This is a genomic window from Thermostichus sp. MS-CIW-25, assembly GCF_054060015.1.
This window is the reverse complement of the sequence record NZ_JBSSCS010000011.1, coordinates 1-25292: the sequence shown is the minus strand read 5'-3', so window position 1 is coordinate 25292 and position 25292 is coordinate 1. Positions and strand designations below refer to the sequence as shown.

Sequence of the window (25292 nt, the reverse complement as noted above, 5' to 3'; positions counted from 1 at the left end):
CACTCTTGAGGAATCCTGCCCATTGCATAGAGGCCATTTCCGCAAGTTAGCTGAGCTTCCCCTTTTGACCTCCAAGATAAGCTGGAAAGACTTGCTGGGATACTGTGGAAAGGGGGCAGGAATCTCCGGGTTCTATGCACAGAGAGCTATGGGCGGTAGGGAAAACGGTGGGCCTGGTGGATCCCTCTGGCCTTGCCTTTTGGCTGCTGGGATCCCTCTTCTTGGCTCTCCTGCTGCTTGGCGTCAGCCTGGGGGAAAGTCAGCCGCTTTCTGTCTTCAGAGGGATCCTGGGATCCCTTTCTCGAAGATTTCCCTTCCAACCTCCTAGAGGCACCCCCAGCCCAGAGGCTCGTTTTCGGGCAGCCTTGGAAGCCAGCTTGGATGCTATTTACCTGCTGGAGGCGGTGCGGGATCCCGCTACCCGCGAGATCCGCGACTTTGTCTTTGTGGATGTCAACGCCAAGGGGGAAGAGCTCATTTCCCTCCAGCGCCGGCAGATCATCGGCCAGCGGCTGTGCGAGCTGCTGCCCATCAACCGCTGGGGGGGCTTTTTTGAGAAATACAAGCGAGTGGTGGAAACCGGCATTCCTCTGGAAGAGGAGTTCCCCATTTCGGGGCAGCCGGGCTTGAAGGCCAGTTGGATCCATCACCAAGTGGTGCCGGTGGGAGACGGGATCCTCATCACCAGCCGCGACATCAGCGAGCGGGTCAAGATGGAGCGGGCTCTACAGGAAAGCGAGTCTCGCTACCGCGCCCTCTACGAGGCCATTCCCGACTTGATTTTTGAGCTCAGCGCCGAGGGAGTCATTCTTCATTGCAAGCCTTCCCCTTACGTTCCCACCCGACATCCGCCTGAGTTTTACGTGGGTTGCCGCGCCCAAGACGTGTTTACTGGCTCGCTGAAAGAGCAGTATCCATCTCTGGCGGAGGGGGCCTTGGTCAGCCAGACGCCGCAGTACCTAGAGTACGAAGTTGAGATTGAGCCGGGGATCCGCTGCTATCGGAGAGCCTGCGTTGTCGCTCACGGGAGAGACAAAGTTTACATCCTGGTGCGAGATATCACCGAGCGGAAACAGGCGGAGTTGGCCCTTAGAGAAATGGAAGCCACCCAGCGGGCCATTCTCCAAGCCATCCCCGACCTTATTGTTCGCCTGAATCGCCAGGGCATCTGCCTGAGTTTTATTTCCGGCGGCGATGTCCATCTTGAGTGCCCAGCAGAGCGCCACTTAGGTCGATCCCTCCAGGAGATTCTGCCGCCAGCGCTGGCAGAGCAGCGGCTTTTCTATGTTCAGCAAGCCCTGGCCACCCAAACCCAACAGCGCTACGAGTACAGCATTGAAGTTCAAGGGGAGGTACGCTACGAAGAAGCCCGCATTGTGCCTCTGAACAGCCAGGAAGTCCTGGTGATCGTGCGGGATATTACAGAAGCCAAGCAGGCAGAGCTGGCCTTGAAAGCCGCTGAACAGGTGCAGCGAGCCATTCTAGAAGCCATTCCCGACTTGATCTTCCGCCTGGATAGCCAGGGCATTTGCTTGAGCTTTGTCTGGGGGGGCGAGGTTGTTCCCTATAGCTCACCCGACACCTACGTGGGCCGATCCCTCCAAGAGCTCCTGCCACCGGAGTTGGCCGAGCGGCGGCTTTTCTTTGTTCAGCAGGCTATAGCTACCCAGACGCGGCAGCGCTACGACCAAAGCATCGAGATTCAAGGAGAGACCCGCCACGAAGAGGTGCGCATTGTGCCCCTCAACGCCCAAGAGGTGGTGGTGATCGTCCGCGATGTAACCGACCGGGTGCGATCCCAGCAGGCCGTCCAGGAAAGCGAGCAGAAGTTCCGGGCGCTGTTTGAGAATGCCGCTGTGGCCATCCTCATCCGCCATGCAGAGACGAGCGAGATCCTGGAGGCCAACTCCCAGGCCATTGCGGCCTATAGCTTCTCCAGTTTGGAGGAGCTGCGAGCCTTCGACGCTTCCGAGCAGTCTCCCTATCGCCAGGCTCTTCGGGGCGGGGAGTTCTCGCTGCAGTCCTACTTGGAGCAGGCCCGCTGCCAGGGATCCGCCCGCTTTGAGTGGCAATGGCAGCGGCAGGATGGCCGAGTTGTCTGGGAAGACGTGTTTGTGCAGCCCCTTGTCTTGCGCGGGATCCCGTGTTGGGTGTTTACCGCGGTGGACATCACTGCCCGCAAGTCGGCAGAAGCGGAGCTGGAGCAGTTTTTCTCGGTGGCTCTGGATTTGCTCTGCATTGCCGATGCCCAAGGGTACTTTCGCCGTCTCAACCGCGCCTGGGAGACTACGCTGGGCTATTCTCTGCAGGAGCTGCAGAGCCGACCCTTTTTGGAGTGGGTTCACCCGGAAGATGTCCCCGCCACACAGGCCGCCATGCAGCAGCTTGTCGAAGAGAAACGGCTGGATCACTTCGTCAACCGCTACCGCACCCAGGACGGCAGCTATCGTTTCATCGAGTGGCGAGCCTTTTTGGCCGGATCCCTGGTCTACGCCGCCGGACGGGATATCACCCTAGCCAAGCTGGCAGAAGAGCAGATGAAAGCAGCTAAGGAAGCTGCCGAAGCCGCCAGCCGCGCCAAGAGCGAGTTCCTGGCCACCATCAGCCACGAGATCCGCACCCCCATCAACGCCATTTTGGGGATGACCAGTCTACTCCTGGACACCTCCTTGGATCCGCAGCAGCAGGATTGGGTACAGACCATCCGCTATGGAGGCGAGGTGCTGCTGAACCTGATCAACGACATCCTCGATTTCTCCAAGATCGAGTCCCAGAAGCTGGAACTGGAGGAAATACCCTTTTCCTTGCCGCAGTTGGTGGAAGAGCTGCTGGATTTGATGGCCGCCCAAGCCCAGAGCAAGGATCTGGAGCTGATGGCCTGGGTGGATCCCAACCTGCCGCCAACCTTGATAGGGGATCCCAACCGGCTGCGCCAAATCCTGGCCAATCTGCTCAGCAACGCCATCAAGTTCACCCCCCAGGGAGAGGTGGTGGTGACCGTCGAGGCCGGGGAGAGGGATCCTGAAAAGCAATGGGTCAACGTTCAGGTGCGGGATACAGGCATTGGCATTCCCCCCGAAAAATTGGATCGCCTCTTCAAGCCCTTCAGCCAGGTGGATAGCTCCATCAGCCGCCAGTTTGGGGGCACCGGCCTGGGCTTGGCCATCAGCCAGCGTCTCTGCCAGCTCATGGGGGGAGCAATCGGGGTGGAAAGTCAGCCGGGCCAGGGATCCACTTTTCGCTTTCGCATCCCCCTAAAGAGGCCAGACCAGGAGCTGTTGCCAACCGCCGCACCGGATCCGTGCTTGGCCGGCAAGCGGGTTTTGCTGGTGGAAGACAACGCCAGTCAACGGCAGTTGCTATCCCGACTGCTGAGCGCTTGGGGCATGGAGGTAACCTGTTGTGCCTTGGCGGCAGAAGCCCAGGCTGCAGTTAGAACTCGTCCTTTTGACCTGGCCCTTCTGGATGCCACCCTGCCAGACCGGGATGGCTTGACCCTGGCGGCTGACCTGCAGACAGCGCAACCCCGCCTGTTACCGCTAGTGCTGACGGGGCGCAACTTCATCTCCACAGCAGACCCTCTCCCCACTTTGGCCAAGCCGGTCAAAGCCTCCCAACTGCGGAAGCTGCTGCTGGGGCTTGTGGGAGAAAAAGCTCCTTCCTCCTTATCTTCCTCTCCCGCCGCTCCTCCCTCCATTTGGGACGCGACCCTGGCCAGCCGCTACCCGCTTCAGATCCTGGTGGCAGAGGATAACCCGGTTAACCAGAAGGTGATTCGCCTCATGCTGGAGCGATTGGGCTACCGGCCCGACATAGTCGGCAACGGTCTGGAAGCCGTCCAAGCTCTGCGCCTGCGACCCTACGATCTGGTGTTGATGGATATGCAAATGCCGGAGCTGGATGGTCTTGCGGCCACCCGTCGCATCCGCGCTGAACTGCCTCCTGAGCGCCAGCCTCGCATTGTTGTCCTCACGGCCAATGTGTTTTCGGAAGGCCGTGCTGCTGCCCAAGCTGCTGGGGTAGATGGCTATCTAACCAAACCCTTGGAGCCGGCTACCCTAGTCCGGGTTCTTCAGGGATCCCTTCCCCTTCCCATCCCGGCCAGCCAAGAAGAGGATCCGCCCCTCGACCCCGTTATCCTCGCCCAGATGCGGGCAGTCTTCAGCTCTCCAGAAGCCTGGCAGGAGATGATCCAAACCTACCGGCAGGACAGCGAAGCTCTATTGGGATCCCTGCGGCAGGCCCTAGAGCAGCGGGATCCCCAAGCCATTGCTCGGTTGGCCCACCGCCTCAAAGGCGGCAGCAGCACCCTAGGCGCCAAACGTCTGGCCGAGCTGTGTCAGCAGTTGGAAAAGCTGGTTCATGCCGAGCCAGCCAGTTCTGTAAAATGGGATACTATAGAGCAAGCCCTGCAGAAGCTGGAGGTGGCATATCGGCAAGTTATCCTCAGTCTCTGAGTGCAGAGCTTTTCTCCCTCTCCTCTCGATGCCTATGCTGAAGCCCAATCCCCACCCTCCGGCCAGCTCGCCGGCGGTTCCTGGGGCCAAGGCGGGATCCCCCTCTCCTGAAAAGAAGCCGTTGTTGTTGATCGCGGACGATGAGCCCAGCCAGCGAATCTTGGTTCGCTACGCCCTTGAGCGAGAAGGCTACCAAGTCCTGGAAGCCAGCAGCGGCGAAGTCTGTCTGCAGCTAGCCGCTCAACACCCAGTGGATATGGTCTTGCTGGATGCGGTCATGCCGGATGTGGATGGGTTTGAGTGCTGTCGCCGCCTCCATGCTCAAAACTCGGATCTGCCCATTCTCATCGTCACGGCGCTGGAAGATGAGTCCTGCGTGGATGAAGCCTTTGCTGCCGGGGCCAGCGATTACATTTCCAAGCCCATTCGTTGGGCGGTTTTGAAGCGGCGTATCCGTCACCTGATCCAGGCCAGCCAAGCCCAACGCCACCTGCGGGAACTCAACCAAGCCCTAGAAGCCAAAGTGCAGGAACGTACCGCCCAGCTGGCCTGCCAGGTACAGGACTTGCAGCAGCTCAGCCGCCTTAAGGATAGCTTTCTGGCCAGCGTTTCTCACGAGCTGCGCACTCCCCTCACCAAGATCAAGCTGGCCCTGGAACTGTTGGGCCGCACTCCTCTCAACGAGAAGCAGTGCCAATACCACCGCATTGCCCTGGAAGAATGTCAAGCTGAAATCGAGCTAATCAACAGATTGCTGGATCTGCAGAGCCTAGAAGCCAAAGAGTTGAGCTCTGCGGCTGCCGCCATCGATCTCCACAGCCTTTGCACAAGCCTGCTCGACGGGGTGCGAGAACGGGCTCAGGCTCGGCAACTGAAGCTGGAGATGGCGGAGCTGACCTCACTTCCCGCAGTGCTCTACAGCTACCCGCAGCAGCTAACCCTGATCCTGAAGGAACTGCTGGAAAATGCCTGCAAGTTTACCCAGCCGGGCGGAACCCTCCGCTTGGAGGTGCAAGCCTTTCCCGGTGGGGTTGAGCTAAGGATTGGCAACACCGCCCAAATCGAGCCTGACCACCTGCCCCACCTTTTCGAACGCTTTTACCGGGTGCCCTCTGAGGATCCCTGGGCGCAGCCGGGCAGCGGCCTTGGACTGGCCTTGGTGAAGCATTGGGTGGAGTATCTGCAGGGCCAAGTCCGGGTCACCAGCCAGAAGGGATGGACTTGGTTTGTCCTTTGGCTGCCCAGCCTAGAGCCCTCCAACCGTTGACGCCCAAAGGCGGGTGGGAGGCAGCGATTGAGACTTTAGTGACCAACGACAGCAGCAGTCTCAGCAGTGGCAAAGGAGGTGCCACACCCACAGCTAGCTATTGCATTGGGGTTCCTGAAGCGGAAACCGCCCCCCAGCAGATCCTCGGAAAAGTCGACGGTGGTGCCGCTGATCAAGGTCATACTCAAGGGATCCACTGCCACCTGGATATCCCCAAAGTCGAAGGTATGATCGTCAGAGTTGGCCTGAGACTCGAAGTTCATCACATAAGAGAGGCCAGAGCAGCCGCTCGGCTTGACCCCCAGACGCAGGATGGGCTGGGATCCCTCTTTTTCGTACTTGCTGCGCAGGCGCTTCAACTCTTGGATGGCGCTATCGGTCAGGGTAATCATGACGAGAAGGCTCAAGGGTACGTTCTACTCCCCATCCTATCAAGGGTTTTTTCTCGGCCAGCGAGAGCATGACTCTAGTCAATAATAAGCTCAACTATACTGAAAATAATGTATAATATGTTCAGTACGGATTACTACCAATTGATCTTTCTGTTTACTTTCGAGTCTGCCAACATGGTAGCCAAAGCAAAGCAGAAAATTGGTAGTAAGACGACACGGAAACTGCGCTTTGGGTATTCTACTCAAAGCTTTGCGGGATACCGCCATTCTGTTTGGAAACAAACAGAATGCTATCGCTGCATAGTTGAACAGTGATGTTCAGCAGTGTTCAGCGTAAATGTATCAGCAATTGGTAAGCTAGGGATCCCAATCCCTGAGGTCTTGCCCCTGTGACAGATCCCAATGCCATTCGGATCACCTTTTTGGGCACCAGCTCCGGCATGCCCACCCGCCAGCGCAATGTCTCCGGGGTGGCGGTGCAGTTTCCCCAGCGGTCGGAATGGTGGCTGTTCGATTGTGGCGAGGGCACCCAGCACCAGTTGCTGCGCCTAGACGAGCTGCGCCCCAGCCAGTTGCGCCGCATTTTCATCACCCACATGCACGGGGATCACATCTACGGCCTGCCAGGGCTGTTGGCCTCCTGTGGCTTGGGCAGCACCCCTGAGCACATCGATATCTACGGCCCGCCGGGCCTGGAAGAGTACCTGAAGGCCGTGTTGCGCTACAGCGAGACGCGCATCCCCTACGGCTTCCGCATTCACACCGTCGAAACCGGCCTCATCCTGCAAGAGCCGGAATACTCCGTCTTCTGCGCGCCCTTGGATCACCGGGTGCCCGCCTTCGGCTACCGCGTGGTGGAACAGGATCGGCCAGGCAGCTTCAATGCAGCCAAAGCCCAAGCCGATGGGATCCCCTTTGGCCCTCTGTATGGGCAGCTCAAGGCCGGCCAATCCATCATCTGGCAGGGCCGCTGCTTTCACGGACGGGATTATGTCGGGGATCCCATTCCGGGCCGCAAATTTTCCTACTGCACCGACACGATTTTCTGCCGCAATGCTGTTGATCTCTCCCGGGCTGCCGACTTGGTGATCCACGAGGCTACCTACGCTCAGGCTGACTTGGAGCTGGCCCGCCGCTCTAAGCATTCCACCGCCGCCATGGCCGCCCAAGTGGCCGCCGAAGCCAAGGCCCAAGCTTTGATCCTCACCCACTTCAGCCCCCGCTACACCCCAGAGGCCCCCATTACCTTGGAAGACCTGCTGGCAGAAGCTCAGGCCATTTTTCCCAATACCCTGCTGGCCCGCGATCGGCTGACCTACGAGATCCCCCGTCGCAGCCCGTCCCCTCTGCCGGTGGGTGTGGGCTTGCCTCGCTAGAATGGTAGAACTGACTGTCTCAACCGGCAATGACGGATCCCAGACCCTACCCCGAACGCCCCCAATTTCCAGAGCGGCCCAAAACCGAACAACTGGATCAAACTGCCAACGAATGGCGAACCTTCAGCGCTTTGCCCCCTGCCACCTCTCTGCCCCCGGTTCAAGCCGAGCGGCCAGCCCCGCAAACGGCTGCTGAGGGAGAACCCCTGCCAAAATTGGCTCCCTGGAGCAAACGAATTGGGGCTTTTGCCCTCGACTTTGGGCTGGGGCTGGGGATCTCCTACCTAGCCCAAGGCTTGGCTGCTCTGGTAGGGGCCAATGCAGGCGCCGTGGACATGACCGGCTATCTCGCCTTCTTCGCCACCTGGCTGGTGAACCGCGGCTATTTCCAATCCCGTCCTGAGGGGCAAAGCCTCGGCAAATGGCTGCTGAACATCAAAACCCTGGATCCCGAAACCGAAGCCTCGCCGCACCTGGTTCGCTCTCTGGCTCGAGAGGGAGTGCTCTCCCTCTTTGTGCTCACGGAGGCCCTGCTGGTGCCTCTGGCTGCGGATGGGCTGTTTGCCGTCTTCGACAAGGAAAAACGCCAAACCATTCACGACCGGGCTGGACGCACCCTGGTCGTGGAAGCGGAGCGGGGCTATCACCTGGATGAAAAAGTCTTGCGGTTTTTGCAGGACATCCTAGAGGGGGACGCTGCTGACGACGTCAAATCGGCTGCTCGCGACCTGCTGCGCCAAGCCCAGCGCAATGACACCGTGCGGGATCTGTCCAAGCAGTTGCAGCGCCTGAGCAAAGATGTGGATCGCAACGCCCGTAGCCTACGGCAACAAACGGGCAAGCAAGTGAAAACTTGGGTTGATTCCGTCAAGGAAAAGTTGGATAATTGGTGATCGCGCTTATCGAGGTAAACCCCCATCTCCAGCCTCAGGATCTGGGATTGCAGTTTCCTCATTGCCGTTTACCTTCGTCTTGGGATCCGTCATGGCCAAAGCAAAGGGTGCCCGCATCATCATTACTCTGGAGTGCACCGAGTGCCGCACCAACGTCAACAAACGTTCTCCAGGTGTGAACCGCTATACCACCACCAAAAACCGCCGCAACACAACAGCCCGCTTAGAGCTGAAGAAATTCTGCCCCCACTGCAACCGCCACACCGTCCACAAAGAGATTAAGTAGTTCAAGCCGTTTCGCCGTTCTCCTGATCTATGGTTTACGCTCGCCGCCGCCTGTCTCCCATCAAGCCGGGAGAGCCCATTAGGTACACCGATGTGGAGCTGCTCAAGAAATTTGTTACCGAGCGAGGCAAGATCTTGCCCCGCCGCATCACCGGCCTGACCGCCAAACAGCAGCGGGAGCTCACTGCCGCGATCAAACGAGCGCGCATCATGGGTCTTCTTTACTTTGTCAACAAAGAGGGATAGCCTTCTCCAGATCCCGATGGGCCTGCAGCTTTCGCCGGAACTCCAAGCCCGCCTATCCCCACCCCTCGATATCGGTGGGGTGAAGGTTTTGAGTCGCGTCTTTCAGGCGCCACTGTCAGGGGTAACCGACCAGGTCTTTCGAGGGCTGGTACGCCGTTTTGCCCCCCACAGCTTGGTCTACACGGAAATGGTCAGCGCGACCGGCTTGCACTATGCCCGCCAGTTGCCCCGCATCATGGAGGTCGGCGAGGGAGAGCAGCCCATCGGCATCCAACTGTTTGATTGTCGGCCCGACTTTCTGGCGGAAGCAGCCCGCATGGCTGTGGACGAAGGGGCGACCTTGGTGGACATCAACATGGGCTGCCCGGTGAACAAGATTACCAAAAACGGCGGCGGCTCTTCTCTGCTTCGCGATCCCGACACGGCAGCGCGAATTGTGGAGGCGGTGGCCAAAGCGGTGGAGGTGCCCGTAACCGTAAAAACGCGCCTGGGCTGGTCAGATCAGGAGATCAACATTTTGGATTTTGCCCACCGTCTGCAGGAGGCAGGGGCGCAACTGCTCACCCTGCATGCCCGGACACGCGCCCAAGGCTTCAACGGCAAAGCCCGCTGGGACTGGATCCGCCGCGTCAAACAGCACCTGCGCATTCCCGTCATCGCCAATGGGGATATTTTCTCGACAGCCGCAGCGGTGAAGTGTTTGGAGGAAACCGGAGCCGATGGGGTGATGTGCTCCCGCGGCACCATGGGCTATCCCTTTCTGGTGGGGGAAATCGATCACTTCCTGAAAACCGGTCAAGAAAGACCGGCCCCCACTCCCCTGGAGCGGATTCAAATGGCCTTAGAGCATCTGCGCGGTCTCTGGGAGTACAAGGGAGAACGTGGCATCCGTCAGGCCCGCAAGCACATGACTTGGTACATCAAAGACTTTGCCGGAGCCTCTCAATTCCGTGCTCTCCTCTGTCGCATTGAGACGGTGCAGGAAGGGGAGGCTCTGCTTCTTCAAGCCATGGAGCGCTGCCAAGAAGCCACACTTCGACCGGAAGAGACGGTTGAAGCGACTGAAGAGGTTGACCTTCTCCCTGAGGCCGGTTGGGCGTAGCTCCGGTGATCCCTGCAATTGGAAATCGCTGTACGGCTGCGTTGGCTGTGACCTGCGTCCCCGAAAAAAAGCTACGACGCCTGCTGCTGGGACAGGGCTGCCACCAACTTTTCTCCCATTTCCTGGCAACCCACTAAAGTCATTCCCTCAGAGTAGAGGTCTGGGGTGCGGTACCCTTGCGCCAAAACGGCTTCTACCGCCTGTTCGATGCGGTCGGCAGCTTGCGGCTGATCCAGGGAGTAGCGGAGCATCAGGGCGCCGGAGAGCACCTGGGCAATGGGGTTGGCTTTGTCTTGTCCGGCAATGTCGGGAGCCGACCCATGTACCGGCTCGTATAGGCCGGGGCCAGAGGATCCCAGAGAGGCAGAGGGCAGCATACCAATAGAGCCGGTCAGCATGGCCGCTTCATCGGAGAGGATATCGCCGAAGAGATTGCCCGTGAGGATGACGTCGAACTGCTTGGGCCAGCGCACCAACTGCATGGCGGCATTGTCGATGTACAGGTGGGAAAGTTCCACCTCCGGGTACTCAGCCGCAATGACATTGACCCGCTCCCGCCACAGTTGCGACACCTCGAGAACGTTGGCTTTGTCCACCGAGCAGAGCTTGCGCCGGCGTTTGCGGGCCAGCTCAAAGGCAACTCGGGCGATCCGATCCACCTCAGCTTCGCTATAGACCATGGTGTTCACGCCGCGCCGAGATCCTTGGGCATCCGTGAAGATTCCCTTAGGTTGGCCGAAGTAAATGCCCCCCGTCAGCTCCCGCACTACCACCAGGTCGATCCCCGAGATCACCTCTGGCTTCAGGGAGGAAGCCCCCACCAGTTGAGGGAAGACTTTTACCGGGCGCAAGTTGGCAAACAGCCCCAGCCCCGCCCTCAAGCCCAACAAGGCCCGCTCCGGGCGTTTCTCAGGAGGCAGAGCGTCATACTTGAAGTCGCCGACAGCAGCCAGATAAACGGCATCGCTCTCTTGAGCCATTTTCAGGGTTTCTGCCGGCAAGGGATCCCCGGTCTGTTCGTAGGCGGCCCCGCCGATTAGGCCCTCTTGCCACTGGAGAGCAAATCCCATCTGCCGGGCAACTGCATCCAAAACGGCTCGTCCCACCCGCATGATTTCGGGGCCGATGCCATCTCCGGCAAGGGCTGTGATCCGATAGGTTCGAGCAGTTGAAGAAGAAGTGCTCATGAGCGGTCAAGCTGAAGATGAGGGCGTAGAGATACTACCATTTCGGCGGACTTGCCCATCCCTTGGCACACAGGTTTGCAGACAACTTCTCCAAAAAGCTCTCCAAAAGAGAAAGTGCAGCCCGGCCACCGACCTGCTGCACTCTGATGGTGATGATGACGATCAACCCATCAAGCGGGAGTCCCAGATGTTCTTTTAGAACAAGCCCAAGGTGACCCACTTATCCAAGGGCAAGGTGGCACCTATGCCCAGGTAGAGGGTGACCAAGGTGCCGATCAGGAACACCGTTGTCGCCACTGGGCGGCGCAAGGGGTTTTGGAACTTGTTGACGTTTTCGATGAAGGGCACAAACAAGAGACCCACAGGAATGGCAGACATCAGAGCAATTCCCAACAGCTTGTTGGGAGCAATCCGCAGGATGTGGAAGGCGGGGTAGAGATACCATTCCGGCAGAATTTCCAGAGGCGTAGCAAAGGGATCCGCCGGCTCCCCTACACCTGCCGGATCCATGACTGACAGGCCAACGATCACTCCAATAGTGCCCAGGATCACCACCGGAAACATAAAGAGCAAATCGTTGGGCCAAGCGGGCTCACCATAGGTCATGTGGCCCATGTTTTTCTTCAGCTTGGCTACAACTTTGGGGTTGTCTAGATCAACCTTGCGGGTAATGGCCTCGGTCGCTATCACCTGTTTTGAGACAGCCATGAGAGTTCTCCTTATCTAGGGACAAAAGTTCTGAAAAAGTGGCAGGTAAAGATCCCAGTTACCAGGAAAGTCAAAGGCGTCTGGGAGTCAAACCTTTCTCACAAAGGCCCAGAAATGCCTTGGCGGCGGATCATCAAAAAGTGCATGGTCATAAAGACTGCGGTCAGCCAGGGTAGCACGAAAGTGTGCAAGCTGTAGAAGCGAGTCAGGGTAGCTTGACCAACCGCTTCGCCGCCCCGGATCAGTTGCACCAACAAGTCGCCCACCACCGGAATGGCACTGGGCACACCTGAGACGATCTTGACCGCCCAGTAGCCCACCTGATCCCAGGGCAGGGAGTAGCCGGTAACGCCGAAGGAGACGGTCAGCACCGCCAAGATCACGCCGGTTACCCAGGTCAGCTCACGGGGCTTTTTGAATCCCCCTGTCAGATAGACCCGGAAGGTGTGTAGGATCATCATCAGCACCATCATGGAGGCGCTCCAACGGTGGATGGAGCGCAACAGCCAGCCGAAGTTCACCTGGGTCATGATGTAGTTCACCGATTCAAAGGCCTCAGCCACCGTCGGACGATAGTAAAACGTCATGGCGAAGCCGGTGGCAAACTGAATTAAGAAGCACACCAGCGTCACCCCGCCGAGGCAGTAGAAGATGTTAACGTGAGGCGGAATGAATTTCCCTGTTGCGTCGTCGACGAAAGGCGTAATCTCCAGCCGCTCGTCCAACCAGTCGTAAACTTTGCTCATAATGCCTGCAATTCTTGAAATTGGATCTCGAGGGCGGGGCAAGCCCACTCCACTCAGCAATGTAACACAATCTTTTAACACCATCCTGGCGTCGGGCTCAGCTTGGGGACGAAGATCTCGATCCCAGGAGGCCAGGCAAGTTTTCGATATTGCGTTTTGTTCATGTTTCTTAATGTTTTTTGGGATCGATGGTTGTGCAGAAGCCGAGATACACAGGGATCCGCTGGAGAGGGTGGGGGATCCGCCTTGTCTTGCTTGGGTGTTTGCTCTGGGCGAGTTTGGCCATAGGCCCCTGTCCAGGGCAGGCCAGCCGCTGGGGAGAAGAGCAGCAACTGCTGGCGCAGGCTTGGGCCTATGTGGATCGGGCCTATGTGGATCCGGGGTTTAACGGGCAAAACTGGTGGCAGGTGCGGCAACGGTTTCTCTCCCGGCCCTTAAAGGAGCGCAAGCAGACCTATCAGGCCATTGAGGAGATGTTGGCCACTCTGGGGGATCCCTTTACTCGCTTTCTGGACAGAGAGCACTACCTCAGCCTGCAGACCTCTACAGCCGGCGAGCTGAGCGGTGTCGGCTTGCAGATTGCCATCGATGAGCAGGGGGCGGTGCGGGTGATTGCCCCCATGGAAGGCACTCCTGCCGAGCAGGCCGGGATCCAACCCCAGGATGAGATTTTGGCGGTGGATCGGGTGCCGGTGGCGGGGCTGAGCCTGGACGAAGTGGCCGAGCGGATGCGGGGGCGCAGCGGCACGCCGGTTACTTTGAAGCTGAGGCGGCAGGATCGCATTTGGGAGGTGGAGCTGGTACGCCAATCGATCACCATCAACCCCGTGCGCACCCGTTTTTTTGAGCTGCCTCAGGGATTGGTGGCCTACATTCGCCTCAGCCAGTTCAACGGCAATGCTGCCGCTCAAGTCCGCCAAGCCATTCGAACCGCAGAAGCTCAAGGGGTGCGGGGCTACATTCTCGATTTGCGCAACAATCCGGGGGGACTCTTGCAGGCGGCCATTGAGATCGCCCGCTTCTGGATCCCCAAGGGTGACATTGTGCTGGTGACGGATCGCCACGGCATTCAAGACAGCATTCCCGCCACCGGCGAGGTGCTCACAGAGGCACCGCTGGTGGTCTTGGTGAACCAGGGCAGCGCCAGTGCCAGTGAAGTGTTGGCCGGGGCACTTCAGGACAGTGGGCGAGCTCAACTGGTGGGAACGCGCACCTTTGGCAAGGGTCTGATTCAATCCCTGCTGGAGCTGGCGGATGGATCGGGGCTGGCGGTGACCACGGCCAAGTACCTTACCCCCAGCGGCCACGACATTCATCGCCAGGGGATCCAGCCCGATGTGGTGGTGGCGGAGGGATCCGTTCCTCTGACGGCGGAAACCTTGGCCGGGCCGGAGGACATCCAGCTCCAGCGAGCCCTGGAGTTGTTGGGGCAGCTCCAAGGGATCCGGGTGGCCAAAAGCCCGTGAGGAAGGGGATCCCACGGTAGAACTCAATCGTTGGCATTCAGGATTTGGATTCCTGGTTGTTTTCGATTCGTTTTAGGATCGAAAGCAGGGTTTCCCGTCCAGCGCTGATCTCTGACTCTGTCCGCTCCCGCCCGCATGAACGCTATCCAGCAATTTCACCACTTTTTCAACTGCTGCATTGGAGCTTGGCGCACAGAGCGCACCTACCATTACCTAGACCGTGGCGAGGTGGAGCGCTCCCGCACCGAGTTCACCATTCGCACCCTCACCCCTGAGCTCAAGCACAAGGTGCTCGCCGACAACAACTACCCCAACCACAACGTGGATGGTTTTCTGGGCTTTCACTTGGCTTTTGAGACGGTTTCCGAAAAGGGTGAGGAGGCCGGGCAAGAGCTGAACATGCTGTTCGTCCCTCGGCAGGAAACCCCCCTGGGGCTGCAGGGAGACTACCTGCGGGATCGGGCCTATGAGGAAGATCGCCCGATGGTGGCGACTTTCCGGTTTGATCCCGGATCCCTGCAACTGGTGATGACCACCACCTACACTCGTGTGGTTGCTGTAGATACCATCACTCTACTGAATCCGCGCCTGCGCCTGCGGCAGATCCTTACCTACCAACGTCCCCCTCAGGGTCAGCCTTTGCAGGAGCTGTTGCTGGTGGGGTTTGGGGTAGAACAGAAGCTGACCTAGCCTGCGGATCCTGAGCATGACGCTTCCCAAAGACCTGAGATTGTCTCAGCACTTAGCTCTGATCCAGTTGAGGTTCGAGCGAGGACAATACCGGCAGGCGCTAGAGGAGGTTAAGCAGGCCCAAAGCCGCTATCCGCAGTCGGGTAAGCTACGGCTCTGGCAGGCCCTGGCCCAAGAAGCCCTTGGCGAAACGCAGGAGGCCATCCTGTTGGCCCAAACCTTGCTGCGCAACCCAGATCCAGAAGTTGCCCAGCAGGCTCGCTATGTCTTGGGTATCTGGCAAGCCCCTCGTCTGCGGCGTCCAGCGGAGTGGTTGAGCGAAATTCCCGATCTCAGCCGGCTGGAGGAAGCTGATCCCCCAGAGTACCGCTTGGCCTATGGGCGCTCCCAACGCAAAGGCCCTTCCCCAAGATCTGGGGATCCTTCTGGGGATCCCCTCAGCCGCCGGGCAGCGGATCCCCCGTTGGACACTAAGCCCCTCATCTGGGTGTTGATCGGGATCCTCTCGACCCTGCTGGCCGTGATGGCTTGGCTGCCCTAGAGGGGGGTATAACCCTCGCCGCTGCTGGGTTAGTGGGGAGCATGCCTCTAACCCCCAAAACCCTGAACTTTGCTGAATTTACTGAGCTTTAGGCGGTTTGGCAAAAGTCATTGAGAGGGATATAGTAGACCAAGTTTCCCCCTGATCCTTGAGTCCACCGCAACGGTTGCCGGGAAGTGAAGGGGGAAAGCGCTCGGGGGGTATTCCTCAGGGCTTTGCGGGATACCGCCTTCCTGCTCAGAGATAGGCAGGATGCGATCGCTTCTTTCCTGAACCATGTTCAGGAGAGTTCAGCGTGAATGTATCAGATACTGGGAATAGAGGAGACGCTAGGTCTAGCTCAGGGGAGCGGATCTGCGTCCTAGGGATCCCGACAGGCTCCTCGGCAATTGGGGCAGAAAGCGGAGGTTAAGAGTGGCTACCCAAACATTGGTGATGGATGCAGTGGAACAGTTGGGCCTGCGGGTCACGCTGGGAGATATTGCATCCAGCACGGGCTTAGCTTTACACGAGGCCAAACAAGAGCTACTGAATTTGGCCCAAAAGGCGGAGGGGCATCTCCAGGTTTCCCGGCAGGGGGAGATTACCTACGTTTTTCCACCGGATTTTCGCAGCATTCTCAAGCGCAAGGAGCAGCAGGATCGGCTAGCAGCCCTGCGTCGCCGGTTGTGGGGGGGCTTCCTCTATGGGTTGCGCATCTCCTTTGGCATTCTGCTGGTGGTGTCAATTGTCTTGCTCGTCCTGGCGTTGATTGCCTTGCAGATGGCCAGTAGCCGCGAGCAGGACAATCGCAGCCGGTCGCGGGGGATAGGGTTTTACTACTTCCCCAATCTTTGGATCGGCAACCCCTTCTGGGATCCTTACCCCTACTATGGGAGCTACTCCGGTCGGACGCGCCCCCGCCAGCCGCAAAAATCCGAGCTGAACTTCCTGGAAGCGGTGTACAGCTTCCTCTTTGGGGACGGGGATCCCAATGCCAACCTGGAGGAGGAGCGCTATGCCCTCATTGGCCAACTGATTCGTGCCAATGGGGGGGTGATCGCAGCGGAACAGGTGTTGCCCTACCTGGATGTGGAGCCGGGATCCCCGGCCTTGGAATACGAAGATTACATGCTGCCCATTTTGCTCAAGTTCGACGGTCAGCCGGAGGTCAGCGAGGACGGGGACATTGTCTACCGCTTTCCGGAACTGCAGGTGGCCGCCTCAGAGCGTGAGCCCAAGAGGATCCCCGAAGTGTTGCAGGAGAAACCTTGGGTGTTCAGCCGGGCCACGCCTGGTCAACTGACCCTGGCAGGGGGTTTGGGAGTTCTCAATTTCTTTCTGGCCGCCATTCTCTATGGGGCACGGGAAGAGGTGGCAGCGGCAGCCGGCAGCAATGCTTTTTTAGCCTTCATCTACCCGTTGATTGGGTTTCTGTTTCTCTACGGCAGCCTCTTTTTGGCGGTGCCCGCCGTTCGGTGGTTGACCTTGCAAATCCGCAACCAGGGAGTGGAGCGTCGCAATCGTGTCCGGCAGCTTTGGCGAGAGCATCTGCAGCATCCCACAGAGGCGCTGCTGCGCAAACTCAACTTTGCCCGCCGCTTCCGCCGTCAAGAAGTTGTGCAAGAGTCGGACACCATTTACTCAACCGATCGGGATTTGATCGAGCAGCGGGACTACCGTCTGGACGAGCCGGTGTTCCGCCAGCTTTTGGAATCCAAAGCTCAGCAGGAGTACCCGGAAACCGAACAAGTGCGCCAGCAGCGTCCGCTCTAGAAAGGGCATGGCCTTTGGGCAAACTCCCGGTCTACCGTTTAGGCCGAGACAGATTCGAGTTTCTTGGCCAGCCGGCGAATCCAGCGCTTGGGTTTGCTTGGACTTCTTTCTCCCCCGGAGAACTCACAGCAACCACTCCGAGACCCGCTCCCCCACCTTCTGCAAATCCAGAGGAATGGCCACCGCCTTGCCCATACGAGGTCTCTGACGGGTGGACTCGATCTCCCGGCGCACCGATTCCCACACCCCCCAAGCCTGCAAATGGGCCAGCACTCTCTCCAAGTGGGCCAGATACTCCGCCTCGCTCAAGGGAAAGGAGGGCTGCTCCAGGTAGCGCCACATCACCAGCAGCACCACCTTCTGCTGGATACGGCGCAACTGTACGTCGTAGGAACAGCCCCACTTCTCGCGCAACAAAGCTTGAAAGTCGGATCCCTTCATCAGGACTGCTTGAGACTGGCTTGGATCTGGCTCCAACCTTGCCGGGTGGGCCGCTCACCTTGGGAAGAAAGGCTACGGCCTCTTCCAGCGTTGCATTTCTTAACGATATTGGCCAGAGGGGTCGGTTAGGATGATGTCGCTTGTCAACGAACGTTAAAACTTCTCAGGTTTGCATTTGCCATTATGACGGAAGCGGTTAGCAACTTTGAAGCGCCCCCCATGAGCCGGCGGGTTCTTCTCAATGCCCTGCTCAGTGGCTCTGTGGGAGTCGTAGTGGTGGGCGCCCTCTACCCGGTGGTGAAGTACTTTATCCCGCCCTCTTCCGGTGGAGGGGGTGAGGGCCTCATCGCTCAGGACGCCCTCGGCAAGCCCATCAGCGTCAGTGAGCTGTTGGCCGCCCATGCTGCCACGGACCGGGTGCTGGCCCAAGGTTTGAAAGGGGATCCCACCTACATCGTGATCGACAATGGGGCGGTGGCCAACTACGGCCTCAACGCGGTTTGCACCCACCTTGGCTGCGTGGTGCCCTGGAATGTGGGGGAAAATTTGTTTAAGTGCCCTTGCCACGGATCCCAGTACGCGGCCAATGGCAAGGTGATTCGGGGGCCGGCTCCCCGCTCGCTGGAGCTGGTGAGCGCCACGGTGGATGGCGACAACGTTCGCTTCAGCCCCTGGCAAGGCCCTGATTTCCGGGAGACCTAAAGGGCAAGGGATCCCGCCGGTTCTGCCCAGGCAATTGCGTCAGCGGTGCGGAGCACCTTTCCAGTCCAACTGTTGACCGGCCCCTGATCTCCCTGATCTAGAAGGATGGTGAGGTAAGGATCCTGGCTGTGCCGGCTTTTGCCGAACGATTTGGGGCAAATTGTCGAGATGGCTGTTCCAAGACTGTGTCCTAAACCTGTGATGGAAATTCATTCTGAGCTGAGAGTTATGAAGCGAATCTGCTTGGCCTTCTGTGGGCTGCTGCTGTTGCTGGGGATGGGGGCACGTCCGGCGGCAGCCTACCCCTATTACGCCCAGATGGCCTACGACAACCCCCGCGAGGCGACCGGAAAAATTGTCTGTGCCAACTGCCACCTGAACGCCATGCCCACTCGCGCCGAGGTGCCGCAGGCAGTCACCCCCGGCCAGGTGTTCACCATCAAAGTTGGGATCCCCTATGACCTGAGCAAGCAGCAGGTGCTGGCAGACGGCAGCAAGGGTGGGTTGAATGTGGGCGCGGTGGTGGTCTTGCCGGAGGGCTTCCGCCTGGCCACCGAAGCCGAAATGACCGAGGAACAGCGGCAGGAAACCGCCGAGACCTACATCACCCCCTACAGCGACGCGAAGCCCAACATCCTCCTGGTCGGGCCTTTGCCGGGCGAGCAGCATCAAGAAATCGTCTTCCCGGTGGTGGCCCCTGACCCGAAAGAGGATCCCTCGGTGGCCTTCATGAAGTATCGCGTTTACATCGGGGCCAACCGAGGTCGCGGTCAGCTTAACCCCGACGGCAGCCTCAGCAACAACAACGTTTTCCGCGCTCCGGCCACCGGGCGTCTAGTCAACATCGCCACCCTCAACTCCGATATCAGCGATCTGCCGGCTGAATTGGCCAGCCTGGTGCCCCCGGAATACGAGCTGCCGGGCACGAGAGTTCTCAGCTTCGAGACCGAAAGCGGGATCCAAAACCTGGTGGTGCCGCCTGGGCCGGAACTGGTGGTTGCTGTTGGAGACAGCGTCAAAGAAGGGGATCCCGTCACCAACAATCCCAATGTGGGCGGCTTTGGCCAGGTGGAGCGGGATCTGGTGCTGCAAAGCCCGGATCGGGTGAAATGGCTGGTGGCCTTCCTGGCAGCCATTACCATTACCCAGGTGCTGTTGGTGCTGAAGAAAAAGCAGGTGGAGCTCATTCAAGCCGCCGAAATCCTCGGCTAGCTCAAGCTCTTTCCTAGCCTGCACCTCGGAAGCATATCCGGGGTGTTTTTTGTTCGGTAGGGTTCTAAGGCAGCCTCAGCTCTCCTCTGATCACCTGCACAGCCTGCCCGGCAATCTCCACGCGAGAGCCGAGATCGCGACACCAGAGCTCCCCGCCGCGGCTGGATAGCTGGTGGGCCTGTAACTCAGAGCGACCCAGGCGTTTGGCCCAATAGGGCATCAAAAGACACTGGGCGGATCCCGTCACTGGATCTTCCGGGATCCCCAGCCGAGGAGCGAAAACGCGGCAGACGAAATCCGGCCCATCCTCTAGATCCGCCCCAGAGGCTGTGACGATCAACCCCGGAACGGGGAGCGCTTGAACCTGAACCAGATCCGGCTGCACCTGCTGCACTTGTTCCGCCGAAGCCAGCACCGCTACCCCCATGTCCCCCCGGTATAGCTCCACGGGTGGGATCCCTAAAGCCGCTGCCACCTGCTCCTTGGCTTCTGGCCAAGGTTCCGGAGTTTGAGCAGGAAAATCCATGGCCAGGCGATCCCCTTGCCGCCGCACCTGCAACAGGCCACTGCGGGTGGAAAAGGCTACCCTCTCCGCCTGGGGATGCACCTCCGTCAACAGCACATAGGCGCTGGCCAAGGTGGCGTGGCCACAGAGATTCACCTCGGTGGTGGGAGTAAACCAGCGCAGACCATAGTGGGGAACCTCGCCCTGGGATCCCTGGGGAAGTAAAAAAGCCGTCTCCGACAAATTGTTCTCTGCGGCAATGGCCTGCATCAGCGCCTGCGGCAGCTCCTGAGGCAGCAAACACACCGCCGCGGGGTTACCTGCAAAAGGCACTGCCGTAAACGCATCCACCTGAAACAACGGGATCCACACCTTCTCAACCAAGCCCAACTCAGGTCATGATCCCACAGCAGACCCCAAAGTAGGGGGATCCGCACCCCGACCGCACCTGCCAAAAGCGGGATCCCGCTGACAAAGGCTATTGTCAGGCCAGAAAGTTGGCTGATAAACTAGCACTCGTAAGTCGAGAGTGCTAAGTCGCTTCCCCTCGGGAAGCGGAATTAATGGAAAGAGGAGGACATTCGTCATGGCTGCAGTGGCTCTTAACGTCTCTACCCTGAAGCCGCTGGGCGACCGCGTGCTGGTCAAAATCGCTCAGCAGGACGAGAAAACCGCAGGTGGGATCTTCTTGCCGGACACTGCCAAGGAAAAGCCCCAGGTGGGGGAAGTGGTTGCTGTTGGCCCTGGCAAGCGCAACGACGAGGGCAAGCTGATCCCGATGGAACTGAAAGCCGGCGACAAAGTGCTCTACTCCAAGTATGCCGGAACCGAAGTCAAGCTGGGCAGCGATGAATATGTGCTGTTGGCCGAGCGGGACATTCTCGCCATTGTTCAGTAATGGTCAGTGATTCAGCAGCAGTTCAACGAACGATTGAATCCTTGAGATTCTGTTTCACCCTTACCTGCGTTTGCATCTGAGAGGTTGACTATGGCGAAATCGATCATTTTCAGCGAGGAAGCCCGCCGCGCTCTAGAGCACGGCATGGATATTTTGGCAGAAGCCGTAGCCGTTACCCTGGGTCCCAAAGGGCGCAACGTCGTGCTGGAGAAGAAGTTTGGCGCCCCCCAAATCATCAACGACGGGGTAACCATTGCCAAAGAAATCGAGCTGGAAGACCACATTGAGAACACAGGCGTTTCCTTGATCCGGCAGGCGGCTTCCAAGACCAATGACACGGCTGGGGATGGCACCACCACGGCCACGGTCTTGGCTCACGCCATGGTGAAGGAAGGTCTGAAAAACGTGGCTGCCGGCGCCAACCCGATTGCCCTAAAGCGGGGGATCGACAAGGCGGTGAAGTTTTTGGTAGACAAAATCGCCGAACATGCCCGCCCGGTCGAAGATTCCAAAGCCATTGCCCAGGTGGCGGCCATTTCCGCCGGTAACGATGAAGAAGTGGGCCGTATGATTGCCGAGGCCATGGACAAGGTGGGCCGCGAAGGGGTGATCTCCCTGGAAGAAGGCAAGTCCATGACCACCGAGCTGGAAGTGACGGAAGGGATGCGCTTCGACAAGGGCTACATCTCCCCTTACTTCGTCACCGATACCGAGCGGATGGAGGCGGTTCTGGAAAACCCCTACATCCTCATCACCGACAAGAAGATCACCCTGGTTCAAGACCTGGTACCGGTTTTGGAGCAAGTGGCTCGCGCCGGTCGTCCCCTGCTGATCATCGCCGAAGACATTGAGAAAGAAGCGCTGGCCACGCTGGTGGTGAACAAGCTGCGGGGTGTGCTGAGCGTGGTGGCGGTGAAAGCGCCTGGCTTTGGGGATCGCCGCAAGGCCATGCTGGAAGACATCGCCATCCTGACCGGCGGTGAGGTGATCAGCGAAGAGCGCGGCCTGAAGCTGGAGAACGCTCGCCTCGATTCCTTCGGCACTGCCCGTCGCGTCACGGTGACCAAGGACAACACCACCATCGTGGCGGAAGGCAACGAAGCGGCTGTGAAAGCCCGTTGCGAGCAAATTCGTCGCCAAATTGAGGAAACCGACTCCACCTACGACAAAGAAAAACTGCAAGAGCGCTTGGCCAAACTCTCCGGCGGTGTAGCGGTGATCAAAGTGGGCGCGGCCACCGAAACCGAGATGAAAGACCGCAAGTTGCGCCTGGAAGATGCCATTAACGCCACCAAAGCGGCGGTAGAAGAAGGGATCGTTCCCGGCGGCGGCACCACCTTGGCACACCTGATCCCGGTGGTGACTGAGTGGGCGCAAGCCAACCTGTCCGGCGATGAACTGGTGGGGGCCAACCTGGTCGCCCGCGCTCTGGGCGCTCCGCTGCGCCGCATTGCTGAGAACGCCGGCCAAAACGGCTCCATTGTGCTGGAGCGGGTGAAAGACAAGCCCTTCAACACCGGCTACGATGCCCAGAACGACGCCTTCGTGGATATGTTCGAAGCGGGCATTGTAGACCCGGCCAAGGTTACCCGTTCTGCCCTGCAAAACGCTGCTTCCATTGCGGGGATGGTGCTGACCACTGAAGCGATCGTGGTGGACAAGCCGGAGCCCAAAACCAACACACCGGCAAGCAGCGGCAGCGGCATGAGTGACTACGACTACTAATCCGTTGACCGCCACAGCGAGGTGGGTCCCTGAGGCTCACCGAAGAGCCCATGGGCACTTCGCTTCCTGGCCAGGCATCTTGGATGAATCTTTCGGGATCCCCTGGTGGGATCCCTTTTCTTGTGGATTTTCATCAAGACGCAGGCAATCCGGCGGGATCATTCCCAATACCCATGCAACAGCAGCGCAACTGTCTGTGACGTTGATCCCCCTCTACCTTTGGGAGAGGGGCTGGGGGTGAGGGCGCCGGAGCCATGCAATCGGGAACTGCCTCAAACTGGTTTTTTGATAACGACTCTGATTCTGTCCAACTTGAAGAGAAGGGGAAGGCGGTGTGGCTCAGTTGATCTGCATTGGCCTGGATCTGGCCTGGTCAACCCGCAACCCTTCCGGTCTGGCCACGCTGCGAGTCCAGCTCGGGGATCCCGGCAGGCAAAACTTGACAGGCCATCTGGTCGATAGCCGCATTCTCCAAACGGATGAGGAGATCCTGGACTACATTCAAGCTCAGGCGGGAGGGGATCCCTGCTTGGTGGCGGTGGATGCGCCCTTGCGGGTTCCCAACCTCACAGGACAACGGCGGGCCGAGGCAGAACTGAACCAGGTGTTTCGCGCCTATGCAGCCGGGGCCCACCCAGCCAACCGCCGGCTTCTAGAAAAAGACGGCCAGGTGAGAGGGGAAGCCTTGGTGCAAGCCCTAGCCAGTTATGGCTTTCGGGAGCAGGCCAGCATCGAGCGAGGAAAACTTACCCGCCAAGTGACCGAGGTCTTCCCCCACAGCGCCTTGGTCAGCCTCTTTGGCCTCAGCCGCACTCTAAAATACAAGGCCCGCCCTCGACGCACCTGGCCGGAACGGCAACAAGCCTGGCAGCTTTACCAGCATCATCTGCGCTCTCTGGCTGCCGCTGACCCAGCTCTCCGGGGCCACGAAGCGTTGCTCCAAGTGGAGGTGGGATCCCTCAAGAGCCGTCGGCTCAAAAACTACGAAGATCAAGTGGATGCCTTGATGTGTGCTTACATCGCCCTCTACGGGTTCCGTTGGGGATCCGAGCGCTGCCGCAGTTTCGGCACCCTGCAAGAAGGGCACATTTTCACGCCCCTGCCCCCTCGAACCTTTGGGGCGGATTGAGACCCGCTCCGGGATCGCAGGTGGAAATCCCAACCAGAAGAACAAAACTCTCGCTAGCCTTGGATCCCTCCTTGGCGGCATGATAAGAACAAGGGATCCGCAGAACAGGGGAAAAATGGACGTGCAACTGGGCCGCAATCGGCAGGCGAGACGCGCTTACGGGCTGGATGAAATCGCGCTGGCCCCAGGCAGACGAACGCTGGATCCCAGCCTGGTGGATACCCACTTCACCCTGGGAGGGATCCAACGGCAAATCCCCATCATCGCCAGCGCCATGGATGGCGTGGTGGATGTGCGAATGGCCATTTTGCTCTCGGAGCTGGGAGCTTTCGGGGTGTTGAACCTGGATGGCATCCAAACCCGTTACGCCGATCCCGATGAGGTGTTGGCTCAGATCGCGTCGGTGGGCAAAGACGAGTTTGTGCCCCTAATGCAGCGCCTCTACAGCGAGCCGGTGAAGCCAGAGCTAATCCAAGAACGCATCCGCCAGATTAAAGCCTCCGGCGCCATTGCCGCCGCTAGCTGCGTGCCCGCCCACGCCGCCCAATACGGCCCCCTGGTGGCTGAAGCCGGGGGGGATCTGTTTTTCGTTCAGGCCACGGTAGTTTCCGTCCACCACAAGGTGCCCGAGGGCATGCAGAAGCTGGATCTGGCCCAATTTTGCCGGTCGATGTCCATTCCTGTTGTGGTGGGCAACTGCGTTACCTACGATGTCGCTCTGGAGCTGATGCAGGCCGGAGCTGCCGGTGTCTTGGTGGGGATCGGCCCGGGGGCTGCCTGTACCTCCCGCGGCGTGTTGGGGGTGGGGGTACCACAGGCTACAGCGATTGCCGACTGTGCCGCTGCACGGGAGCAGTTTTTGGCGGAAACCGGCGCCTACGTTCCCATCATTGCCGATGGGGGATTGGTGACCGGTGGCGACATTTGCAAGGCCATCGCTTGTGGAGCCGATGCAGTGATGATCGGATCCCCCCTGGCCCGCGCCTATGAGGCCCCCGGTCGCGGCTTTCATTGGGGCATGGCTACCCCCAGCCCCATCTTGCCCCGCGGCACCCGCATCCGCGTGGGATCCACCGGCACCTTGGAAGAAATCTTGCGCGGCCCCGCCCGCCTGGACGACGGTACCCACAACCTCTGGGGTGCTCTGCGCACTAGCATGGCCACCCTGGGGGCTGCCAATCTCCGAGAAATGCAGCAGGTGGAGATCTGCATCGCCCCCTCCCTCCTGACCGAGGGCAAGGTGTACCAGAAGGCGCAGAGCTTGGGCATGGGGAAATAGTCCCTTGGGAATGCTAAACTCGGTGGACTGGGATCCTTCAGGGGCGGTTAGCTCAGCGGTAGAGCGCCTGCCTTACAAGCAGGATGTCACTGGTTCGAGTCCGGTACCGCCCATCCCCACCGGAGCTTGCAGCTTGAGAGCTCTGTCTCAGCTAGAAATCGCAGGAGCCCCGCACTGTACCCGTAGGGTCAGTGCCGGGAGGAATGCGGAAGTTATGATAGAACCATGACCCAAGTCCTGACCGTCTCCTGCAAGCTCAAGGTGTCCCAGTCGCAAGCCGCCAAATTGGA

Annotated in this window: 23 protein-coding genes and 1 tRNA gene; 18 read left to right on the top strand and 6 right to left on the bottom strand. The window is 59.2% G+C overall.

Annotation, left to right across the window (positions count from 1 at the left end):
* Positions 1-134: 134 nt before the first annotated feature.
* Together ACVWZ1_RS05950 and ACVWZ1_RS05945 are read left to right on the top strand one after the other, a co-directional pair.
* A complete protein-coding gene (locus ACVWZ1_RS05950; protein ID WP_457502839.1) occupies positions 135-4457 on the top strand; it encodes a PAS domain S-box protein in 4323 nt (1440 codons plus the stop codon).
* 34 nt (positions 4458-4491) lie between these two features.
* Positions 4492-5724 (top strand): hybrid sensor histidine kinase/response regulator, encoded by a 1233-nt coding sequence (locus ACVWZ1_RS05945; protein WP_457502838.1) that lies wholly within the window; start codon positions 4492-4494, stop codon positions 5722-5724.
* Between the two features lie 35 nt (positions 5725-5759).
* On the opposite strand, the gene ACVWZ1_RS05940 is transcribed toward ACVWZ1_RS05945, so the two are convergent.
* Positions 5760-6131, bottom strand: coding sequence for a HesB/IscA family protein (locus ACVWZ1_RS05940; protein ID WP_457502837.1), 372 nt, complete (start codon positions 6129-6131; stop codon positions 5760-5762).
* 374 nt (positions 6132-6505) lie between these two features.
* Between ACVWZ1_RS05940 and rnz the strand changes: the two genes are divergently transcribed.
* The 5 genes from rnz (at position 6506) to dusB (ending at position 10018) form a co-directional block, all read left to right on the top strand.
* The gene (gene rnz / locus ACVWZ1_RS05935; RefSeq protein WP_457502836.1) at positions 6506-7492 is read left to right on the top strand and encodes a ribonuclease Z; all 987 of its coding nucleotides are present in this window, start codon (positions 6506-6508) and stop codon (positions 7490-7492) included.
* Between the two features lie 29 nt (positions 7493-7521).
* Positions 7522-8385, top strand: coding sequence for an RDD family protein (locus ACVWZ1_RS05930; protein WP_457502835.1), 864 nt, complete (start codon positions 7522-7524; stop codon positions 8383-8385).
* A 91-nt stretch (positions 8386-8476) separates the two neighbouring features.
* Positions 8477-8671, top strand: coding sequence for a 50S ribosomal protein L33 (gene rpmG, locus ACVWZ1_RS05925; RefSeq protein WP_011433240.1), 195 nt, complete (start codon positions 8477-8479; stop codon positions 8669-8671).
* A gap of 29 nt (positions 8672-8700) precedes the next feature.
* Positions 8701-8916: a 30S ribosomal protein S18 gene (gene rpsR, locus ACVWZ1_RS05920; RefSeq protein WP_011433239.1), complete on the top strand. Its 216-nt coding sequence runs from the start codon at positions 8701-8703 to the stop codon at positions 8914-8916.
* 16 nt (positions 8917-8932) lie between these two features.
* Positions 8933-10018, top strand: a complete 1086-nt coding sequence (dusB, locus tag ACVWZ1_RS05915; protein WP_414427437.1) for a tRNA dihydrouridine synthase DusB — start codon at positions 8933-8935, stop codon at positions 10016-10018.
* A gap of 71 nt (positions 10019-10089) precedes the next feature.
* On the opposite strand, the gene leuB is transcribed toward dusB, so the two are convergent.
* The 3 genes from leuB to petB all read right to left on the bottom strand — a co-directional run bounded on the left by leuB (position 10090) and on the right by petB (position 12659).
* Positions 10090-11205, bottom strand: a complete 1116-nt coding sequence (leuB, locus tag ACVWZ1_RS05910; protein WP_457502834.1) for a 3-isopropylmalate dehydrogenase — start codon at positions 11203-11205, stop codon at positions 10090-10092.
* A gap of 195 nt (positions 11206-11400) precedes the next feature.
* Positions 11401-11913, bottom strand: a complete 513-nt coding sequence (petD, locus tag ACVWZ1_RS05905) for a cytochrome b6-f complex subunit IV (protein WP_011433236.1) — start codon at positions 11911-11913, stop codon at positions 11401-11403.
* 98 nt (positions 11914-12011) lie between these two features.
* The gene (gene petB / locus ACVWZ1_RS05900) at positions 12012-12659 is read right to left on the bottom strand and encodes a cytochrome b6 (RefSeq protein WP_041436518.1); all 648 of its coding nucleotides are present in this window, start codon (positions 12657-12659) and stop codon (positions 12012-12014) included.
* A 188-nt stretch (positions 12660-12847) separates the two neighbouring features.
* Between petB and ACVWZ1_RS05895 the strand changes: the two genes are divergently transcribed.
* The 4 genes from ACVWZ1_RS05895 (at position 12848) to ACVWZ1_RS05880 (ending at position 17111) form a co-directional block, all read left to right on the top strand.
* Positions 12848-14125, top strand: coding sequence for a S41 family peptidase (locus tag ACVWZ1_RS05895; protein WP_457502833.1), 1278 nt, complete (start codon positions 12848-12850; stop codon positions 14123-14125).
* Between the two features lie 135 nt (positions 14126-14260).
* Positions 14261-14815, top strand: coding sequence for a phycobiliprotein lyase (locus tag ACVWZ1_RS05890; RefSeq protein WP_414356093.1), 555 nt, complete (start codon positions 14261-14263; stop codon positions 14813-14815).
* A gap of 16 nt (positions 14816-14831) precedes the next feature.
* Positions 14832-15356, top strand: coding sequence for a hypothetical protein (locus ACVWZ1_RS05885; protein ID WP_457502832.1), 525 nt, complete (start codon positions 14832-14834; stop codon positions 15354-15356).
* A gap of 414 nt (positions 15357-15770) precedes the next feature.
* Positions 15771-17111, top strand: coding sequence for a hypothetical protein (locus tag ACVWZ1_RS05880; RefSeq protein ID WP_457502831.1), 1341 nt, complete (start codon positions 15771-15773; stop codon positions 17109-17111).
* A gap of 123 nt (positions 17112-17234) precedes the next feature.
* On the opposite strand, the gene ACVWZ1_RS05875 is transcribed toward ACVWZ1_RS05880, so the two are convergent.
* Positions 17235-17552: a DUF3067 family protein gene (locus ACVWZ1_RS05875; protein ID WP_414375168.1), complete on the bottom strand. Its 318-nt coding sequence runs from the start codon at positions 17550-17552 to the stop codon at positions 17235-17237.
* 183 nt (positions 17553-17735) lie between these two features.
* Here ACVWZ1_RS05875 and ACVWZ1_RS05870 point away from each other — a divergent pair, with 183 nt between their 5' ends.
* Together ACVWZ1_RS05870 and ACVWZ1_RS05865 are read left to right on the top strand one after the other, a co-directional pair.
* Complete coding sequence (locus ACVWZ1_RS05870; RefSeq protein ID WP_457502830.1) at positions 17736-18254, top strand: cytochrome b6-f complex iron-sulfur subunit; 519 nt, start codon at positions 17736-17738, stop codon at positions 18252-18254.
* 228 nt (positions 18255-18482) lie between these two features.
* Positions 18483-19466, top strand: a complete 984-nt coding sequence (locus ACVWZ1_RS05865; protein WP_457385192.1) for an apocytochrome f — start codon at positions 18483-18485, stop codon at positions 19464-19466.
* A 64-nt stretch (positions 19467-19530) separates the two neighbouring features.
* On the opposite strand, the gene ACVWZ1_RS05860 is transcribed toward ACVWZ1_RS05865, so the two are convergent.
* Positions 19531-20343, bottom strand: a complete 813-nt coding sequence (locus tag ACVWZ1_RS05860) for a PhzF family phenazine biosynthesis protein (RefSeq protein ID WP_457502860.1) — start codon at positions 20341-20343, stop codon at positions 19531-19533.
* A 214-nt stretch (positions 20344-20557) separates the two neighbouring features.
* Between ACVWZ1_RS05860 and groES the strand changes: the two genes are divergently transcribed.
* The 5 genes from groES (at position 20558) to ACVWZ1_RS05835 (ending at position 25115) form a co-directional block, all read left to right on the top strand.
* Positions 20558-20869 carry a co-chaperone GroES gene (gene groES, locus ACVWZ1_RS05855; protein WP_011433225.1) on the top strand — a complete coding sequence of 104 codons (312 nt, stop codon included), beginning with the start codon at positions 20558-20560 and terminating at the stop codon, positions 20867-20869.
* Positions 20870-20959: 90 nt separating this feature from the next.
* Positions 20960-22594 (top strand): chaperonin GroEL, encoded by a 1635-nt coding sequence (gene groL / locus ACVWZ1_RS05850; protein ID WP_011433224.1) that lies wholly within the window; start codon positions 20960-20962, stop codon positions 22592-22594.
* A gap of 334 nt (positions 22595-22928) precedes the next feature.
* Complete coding sequence (locus ACVWZ1_RS05845; protein ID WP_457466509.1) at positions 22929-23723, top strand: DUF429 domain-containing protein; 795 nt, start codon at positions 22929-22931, stop codon at positions 23721-23723.
* 115 nt (positions 23724-23838) lie between these two features.
* A complete protein-coding gene (locus ACVWZ1_RS05840; protein ID WP_457466510.1) occupies positions 23839-25002 on the top strand; it encodes a GuaB3 family IMP dehydrogenase-related protein in 1164 nt (387 codons plus the stop codon).
* A 41-nt stretch (positions 25003-25043) separates the two neighbouring features.
* Positions 25044-25115, top strand: a tRNA-Val gene (locus ACVWZ1_RS05835).
* Positions 25116-25292: the final 177 nt, after the last annotated feature.